This is a genomic window from Bacillus sp. GW823-FHT06A11 (genome assembly GCF_058795355.1).
The window spans coordinates 46,666-53,862 of the sequence record NZ_JBXAHS010000002.1 but is presented as its reverse complement, the minus strand read 5'-3'; the positions used below and the strand labels follow the sequence as shown (position 1 = coordinate 53,862).

Genomic DNA, 7,197 nt, shown 5'->3' with positions numbered 1-7,197 from the left:
GGACCCACGGGGAACACCGGACCCACGGGGAACACCGGACCCACGGGGAACACCGGACCCACGGGGAACACCGGACCCACGGGGAACACCGGACCCACGGGGAACACCGGACCCACGGGGAACACTGGGCCCACGGGGAACACCGGACCCACGGGGAACACCGGACCCACGGGGAACACCGGACCCACGGGGAACACCGGACCCACGGGGAACACCGGACCCACGGGGAACACCGGACCCACGGGGAACACTGGGCCCACGGGGAACACCGGATCCACGGGGAACACCGGACCCACGGGGAACACCGGACCCACGGGGAACACCGGACCCACGGGGAACACCGGACCCACGGGGAACACCGGACCTACTGGTAATGCTGGACCTTCCGGAGCGGGTTTCCAAAGTACTACCACCTTCAGTCTAGCAGCGGCTCCCAACTATAAAAAAGGACAAGTTGTCACTTATACGGGCAGCGGCTATGTTGTAAAAAAAGATGCACCTCAAGGGTTTCCTAATATATCTCCAGATTATATCGTATTAGTAGAAAGTGGACCTACCGGTAGTACCGGACCTTCCGGCATCACTGGCCCTACGGGGAACACTGGGCCTACCGGCATTACTGGGCCTACAGGGAACACTGGGCCTACCGGCATTACTGGGCCTACAGGGAACACCGGACCTACGGGGAACACCGGACCTACGGGGAACACTGGGCCTACGGGATCTGCCGATAGTGCTTCAGCAAAAAGTATTGTTTTTCAAGGAACAAATGCTGGTTTTCAACGTATAGCGGGTTCTCCTGGAATTGACTCCAATGTTATTCCATATGTCACTGCTGGAGCCGGTAGTATTGTCGGCTTTTCTGCGTCTATAAATATAAATAATTTACCTGCTGCTATTTATACGATTAATATTTGCAGAAATGTCCCAACAAATCTCACAACCCCTTCTTCTAGCTACATCCTATCTACTATTACCTTAACTACTACTGACAAAATTACCGGAACTATGGTATTTTCCATTAAACCAACGGATAGCGGAGCAGGACAAATTCAAGTATTTAATCCTTCTCCGGCAGTAGGTCCCGCTAATGTAACTTGGACTAGCATTACAACTGGAAACCCAGTTGCAAGAGGAGATGCTATATCCCTTTATATTACCCCTGGAATTACTGCAAGTGCTGTATATTCTGTTTTTCTAATTACTAACATATAGCAATTCATTTCATAAAAAAAGACCCGAGATTCGGGTCAACAAATAGAAATATAAATGAACTACAACAAATAACAGACAAAGCCATTATATATTTTTCGTAGTAAAACATCCATTAATTTCTTTTTACACTATCAATATATTATTTTTCGTTATCGTCCTCTTTTTTAGAACGTCTACCTAAGAAGAATACAAGAACTAATAATATAATTAACAGTAGTACTCCGCCGATAATGTAATATAATGTGTAGTCTTTTTTCGCTTCTACCGCTGTATCATTTAACTTATCAGCTGTCTTTCCTTCAATTGTAAATTTCTTCGTCCATTCCCATTTTTGATCGCCATCAGTGGCTTTCACTTCTACTCGGTACGTTCCTGGATCAAATGCTTTGTTTTCCCAGCTAATAGCATAATCAAAGTTTGAGTTTGGCGCCATTCTTAAATTTTCTTTTTTCGCTTCAAATAAAACGTCTCTACCTTTTTCTTTATATACTTTTGCATCAACACTTAAATTTTTTAACATTGCTGGCTTTACGTTTTGTAAATTTGCAGTAACAACGTTACGCCCGTTAATTTGTGTTGGCTTTACTTCGTTTAATTTCATGTCTGGTTTTACTTCAGCATCCGTCTCTTTTAAAACAACACCAATTGCGTATGCATATTTATTTTCAATTTGCACACCTTCATCTTTTTTCTTTGCATTCTCATCTTCTTTTTCTTTAAAGTATAAACCACCTAAAATAACACCATCAAACGACTCACTTGGCATTTCTAGGTTTATATCAACTGTCACTATGCTGTTAGCTGGGACTTTCGTTTCTTTTGGCATTTTAGCAATTTTAGAAAACGGATATTTCAAAGTAGAATCCGTTTTTGGTTCTACTGTACTATAATCTGTAATACCATTGCTATTCGTAATTGCTGTATTAGCAAACGATTCTACCACAACTTCTTTATTCGTATCATTTTTCATTTGGACTTGAATTGTTTGCTTTTGTCCAGGTTGCATTTTCAAATCAAAATACGTTTGATTTTTATCAATTTGATTTTCTGGTATAACTGCTGTCACAGCGAATTTCATTTCAGCTGCATATACTGAAAAAGCGTTTACCATGAAGAATGTAATTAATAGTAAGCTAGTAAATAGTTTTTTTACCATCTCTTATGTAATCCCCTTCATATCCATTTTATAGACAAGAAAGAGACAAGGTTAAAGCCATTCCCTTATCTCTTCTCATTTTCCTCTTTTATCTTAAAATTCCTCTTACTTACATAGGAGCGTCTGTTAGTTCCCAAGTTAGTGAAGTTGTGTATTGTGTTTGTTCTTTTTTCGTTTTACCTGGTACAGATAACTCTACGCTTTGTTTCGCTTCTGTTGCATCTTTACCAAACGTATTTACCCATGTACCCATACCTTGGTTTTCTTTTGCATCGATTAAATCAGATGCTGCACCACTTGGATTTAATGTGATAGATTGTTCTGCTGTTGGTGCGTCGCTACCTGCATTTGATTTCAAAGCTGAATTTTTTAATGTTAATGCCGCACCATCCAACGCTTTATCATCTGCAGTTTTGAATTGACCATTTTGTTTTACTGTTAAATGCCATCCAGCATTTGTACCACGATTATCTGTTACTTGAACGTAGTTCGGCACGTCAATTACAGAACCGTCTACTTTTTTCTTTACTTTATCTAATTCTGCAAAGTAGATTTCGTTATTCCCTGATGCTTTTTGTGTTTTAAAGTTGAAGTTAGATACATAATCAATACTTAGTGGACCATCTGTACCTTTTTTATCTGGATCAACTGGATCTACAGTTTCATCTGGATTCTCTGGATTAACAACATCAATTTTATCTGTATTTTTCTCGAATTTAATGAATGCTTTTGAGTCTAATTTCCCGCCATCTTTCTCAGCTGCAAATGCAGACGTTCCTACTGATACTGATGATAATGTTACCGCTCCAATTAATGCTACTTTTGCTAGTTTCATAGTTTTATACCCCTTTATGATCATTTTTAAAATTCAGTCATTCTTAATTTTAAATCTTGTATAAGCTTAGTTTGGTGTATCTTCTAAAGTCCAAGTTAACTCAGCTGAATATTTCGCACCTTTTTCTTTCGCTGTCGTACCTGGTACGAATAAGCTCACACTCTGTTTACCTTGTTCTGTTCCTTTACCGAATGCAGTCGTCCAATCACCCATACCTTTATTCTTTGCGGCAGTAGTAATTTCCACCGCATCTCCACCTGGAGCTAGCGTTACTTTATTTTTAAATGTTGTAGGTGCATATTGTGCATCAGTTACAGAATTTACAGCTGGGTTACTTAAGCTTAAAGCTGCATTTGTTAACTCACTATTACCACTTTTAAATTGTGCATTTTGCTTTACTTTCAATTTCCATCCTGCATTTGTACCACGGTTATCTGTTACAGATACGAAGTTAGGTACTTCAACTGTTTTGCTCCCTTGTTTCACTTTATCCAATTTTGCAAAGTATGTTTGATCATTACCAGAGATAACTTGCTCGCCGAAGTGTAAGTTAGAAACGTAGTTAATACTTAATGGACCTTTTGTTCCTATTTCATGGTCACCAGGGTTCTCTGGTGTAACTTTTTCATTTGGATTTTCTGGATTGTTTGGATCTGTTGTGCTTGTATCTTCAATAAACGTTACATCTGTTTTTGATTTCATATTTGCTTTCTCTTCCGCAAATGCTGAAGTTCCTACTGCTGCAACTGATGTTAATGATACTGCACCGATTAATGCTAATTTTGCTAGTTTCATATGTACCTTCCCCTTTTCTCTGTTTTCATCTATTTTTTATTTTGAATACACTTGCTTTCCCCTAATTCTTTTGAATACATATAGAGATAAAACAATCGAAAACAATCCTATATATTGTTTGAAGTCCCGTGTCTGGCCTCCTGTTTTCGGTAAATATTTATCTCCATTTTTATTTTTATCAACTGTCTCTTTTTTTGTATTTATCTTTGTCGGGTCAGTTGATGTATTTGGTGTATAGCTATTCGAAAATGTAATACCCGCTTTTGAATTCGTACTTGTAGCCGTTACTACATTTGCCATAAGAAACGGCACACATATAACTGTGGAAACGATAATACCAACTATTTTTTTCATTACTCTCTCCTTTCTAAAATTTATATATTTCATATATTTTTAGAGAGGAGCATCGGTTAATGTCCATTCTAGCTGTCCAGCATATTTAGTATTTACTTTGACATTCGGCCCTGGTTTTACTTGTAAATGAATTCCTTCGTTTTCCTTCCAATTTAGTGAAACCTCCTCGTCGTTTTTAGAAGTATACGAGAATGCTTCTATACTAGAAGTACTTAAAGGTGTATCCTTTCCATTTCGTTTGTAAATCAATGCTCCTGTCAATATGTCATTTTGCGCTGAAGTTAATGGTGTGATTTCCTTTACATATACACTCCATTTTTGCTTTTTAACACGATCATCGGTTACCTTTAAAGGATTTGAAATCGTCTTCGGTGCGTATGTCGTTGTTTTCGATGGAATTGTTAAATCTCCAAATGTAATTTCTTTTGGTACGTCTACTAACTTTAAAGTCCCATCAACGACAGTAACCGGCACTTGAATCTCCGCTTGTACACCTTGCTTCGTTTCAATTACAACCGTTACAGTATGATTCCCTATTGTTTTGGTATCTGGAATATTGATTAACTTCACTACTGATATTGGTTTATCTACATCCAAATTCGTATCTACAGATAAATCTGTCACAAATTTAGAAATATCCATTTTTGTTAAATCTGTTCCTTGCACTACTTTTTGTGGGACTGGTTTCCCAGTTGGAATACCTTTATACCTTATTTTTGCGATTCCATCTCGATTACTATCTTGTCCATTCTTATCGCCATCTAAATAATTTTTAGCTGACACCGGTATTTCAAGATAACCATCTTTGTAATATTTCATTACATTAGCACCTTTTACAGGAGAACCTGTAATTGTCATTTCATAAATTTTCCCGTTGAATTCTTCTGTTTTTAACGCATTTACTTTCGCAACCGCAGTGACTTTATTGTTTGTCCTGCTAATATCAAAGAAGCTACTTACATCATCTCCACTCTCCACATCTTGAATGGAAACATCATTCACAGTAAAATCCTTATTCACTTCACTTTCTAATACAAAAGATTTCGCATAGTGAATCTCTTTCGATTGAGCAGGCATATTTTGATATACCTTATAAGAAAGTTGACGGGAATTATCTTCCACAATATCTCCTATTACACTTGGAGCTGGAATTTCAATTTGTGCAATCGCTAATTGATCGTATGATACATTAACACCTGAAGCATTTAATCTAACTTCTAGCGGTAATTCTGTTAAATTATCAAATGTAATTGTCATATCTGCTTCTGGAGTAGCTACTGGACCTGCTGTTCCAGAAAACTCGATTTTATTATTCCCTTTGTCTTGATACCTAATTGAACTCGTATCATACACGTATAAATTCGTTAAATGACTACCATCATTACGTAACGTTACATTTTTATAACTATTTATCCTTTTGAAATTCCACATTGCCGTTAATGGTACTTTTTTACTTGTTCCGTGTTCATAAAATTCAAAGGAAGCATTATAAGTTTGTCCTGACCTTCCGTTCCCATATAATTGTAAAAAGTTTTTTGCATCACCTTTAGTTATTGGTGTTTTAACATCTACAGATGAAGCTGTCATAGAGTGAATATTAATACGGACATCAATCCATTTCCCTTGATATTCACCAGCTTTTTTTACTAATACGTACTGTTCTCTATTTGAATTTCTAAATGTATATTGACTTTGACCAGTTCTGTCATTGCTACTACCCTTTACCTCATATGTTACTTGTGGGCTCCAAACAAATCTAAAAGCATATTTACCCGAGATAGAAGGCCCTTCACCTGTTCTATTATTTATTACCTTTACATTTGGATATTTAAGAATACTTGTAACAGGACTAGCAGCTAGTAGAGATTGGCTCTTTAATACCTTCTCAGCTTGAATAGCAGGTAATTCCTGATTATTTTCGTTTATCCTATTGCTCTCTTTTAATTCATTTTCCTTTGGTACGAGTTCTTCATTAACCTTTTCTTTCGCTAAAGTCTTCGTTTCTTTTGGAACTTCAGCATTAGTAGAATTTATTTCTTGTTTTTTATTTTCTTCCGATACTTTCACTTTTTCACTTATTTCTTTTTTCATAACTTCCTCTGAAGCCTTTGGATTTTCATCAGAAATGGCTACATTTAAAGCCTCTTTTTTCTCTACAACATGTAGAGAAGGAGATTCAATTTTCTTTTCATTCCCTTCAAACTTCACTATCGGTTCAAATTTGTACTCTCCAGCTTTTTTCATTTGAATGACTACATATACGTCACCGATAAAATTACTTTGTTCATTCTTTTCAATTTTTACAATGTGATCTTCTGTTACTGAAATGTTTTGAATCGCTTTATTGTTTTCGTTCATTTTTTTCGTTTCTGCTTCATTGAACAGCTGTTCATTAGATAATTTCAGCTCGATATTAGCATCTTGTTTATTTGTATTTGTAATCTTTAATACTACATTTTCATCAACTTTTATTTCTTGTTTATCCATATGAACGATAAAACGTCCTTGCTCGTCGTTTGTAACCGCATAAACTTTCGTTGCAGAGTAATCTAGCACACCAACTTGCGTAAATAATATTCCTCCAGCGAGAAGTATACGCCCAAATTTACCTATTTGATTTTGCAATGTACTTCCCTCCCTCACTTCTTATGAACTGAATATTTCGAACATTAAATTTATTACTCAGCTAAATTTACAATCATAATGTGTATTCCTAGAAAATAAAAAGCCTGGTTGCCTTTTCGATTTTCATACATCACAACATGTGTGAAAATCCAAACTGCAACCAGACTATCATAGTAATTTTCATTACCTTAGACTCTTAGCTTTGCGACCTATCCTT

6 protein-coding genes and 1 riboswitch are annotated in these 7,197 nt (G+C 36.9%); of the genes, 1 reads left to right on the top strand and 5 read right to left on the bottom strand.

What is annotated here, in order from left to right; all coding sequences use genetic code 11:
* Positions 1–1,215: collagen-like domain-containing protein (locus AC1Q8L_RS08710; protein ID WP_492339427.1), on the top strand; the 1,215-nt coding region annotated here is incomplete at its 5' end.
* A 139-nt stretch (positions 1,216–1,354) separates the two neighbouring features.
* On the opposite strand, the gene AC1Q8L_RS08705 is transcribed toward AC1Q8L_RS08710, so the two are convergent.
* The 5 genes from AC1Q8L_RS08705 to AC1Q8L_RS08685 form a co-directional block, all read right to left on the bottom strand.
* Positions 1,355–2,371: a WxLIP family cell surface protein gene (locus AC1Q8L_RS08705; RefSeq protein ID WP_072941209.1), complete on the bottom strand. Its 1,017-nt coding sequence runs from the start codon at positions 2,369–2,371 to the stop codon at positions 1,355–1,357.
* A 109-nt stretch (positions 2,372–2,480) separates the two neighbouring features.
* On the bottom strand, positions 2,481–3,206 hold the full coding sequence (locus tag AC1Q8L_RS08700; RefSeq protein ID WP_098311938.1) for a WxL domain-containing protein: 726 nt from the start codon (positions 3,204–3,206) through the stop codon (positions 2,481–2,483).
* A 66-nt stretch (positions 3,207–3,272) separates the two neighbouring features.
* Positions 3,273–4,001: a WxL domain-containing protein gene (locus AC1Q8L_RS08695; RefSeq protein WP_000761532.1), complete on the bottom strand. Its 729-nt coding sequence runs from the start codon at positions 3,999–4,001 to the stop codon at positions 3,273–3,275.
* A gap of 36 nt (positions 4,002–4,037) precedes the next feature.
* On the bottom strand, positions 4,038–4,355 hold the full coding sequence (locus AC1Q8L_RS08690) for an EF2685/EF0750 family sortase-dependent surface protein (RefSeq protein ID WP_000724871.1): 318 nt from the start codon (positions 4,353–4,355) through the stop codon (positions 4,038–4,040).
* A 39-nt stretch (positions 4,356–4,394) separates the two neighbouring features.
* Entirely contained in the window at positions 4,395–6,980 is a 2,586-nt protein-coding gene (locus tag AC1Q8L_RS08685) for a WxL domain-containing protein (protein ID WP_001180903.1), read from the bottom strand.
* A 152-nt stretch (positions 6,981–7,132) separates the two neighbouring features.
* A riboswitch (cyclic di-GMP riboswitch) is annotated at positions 7,133–7,197 on the bottom strand.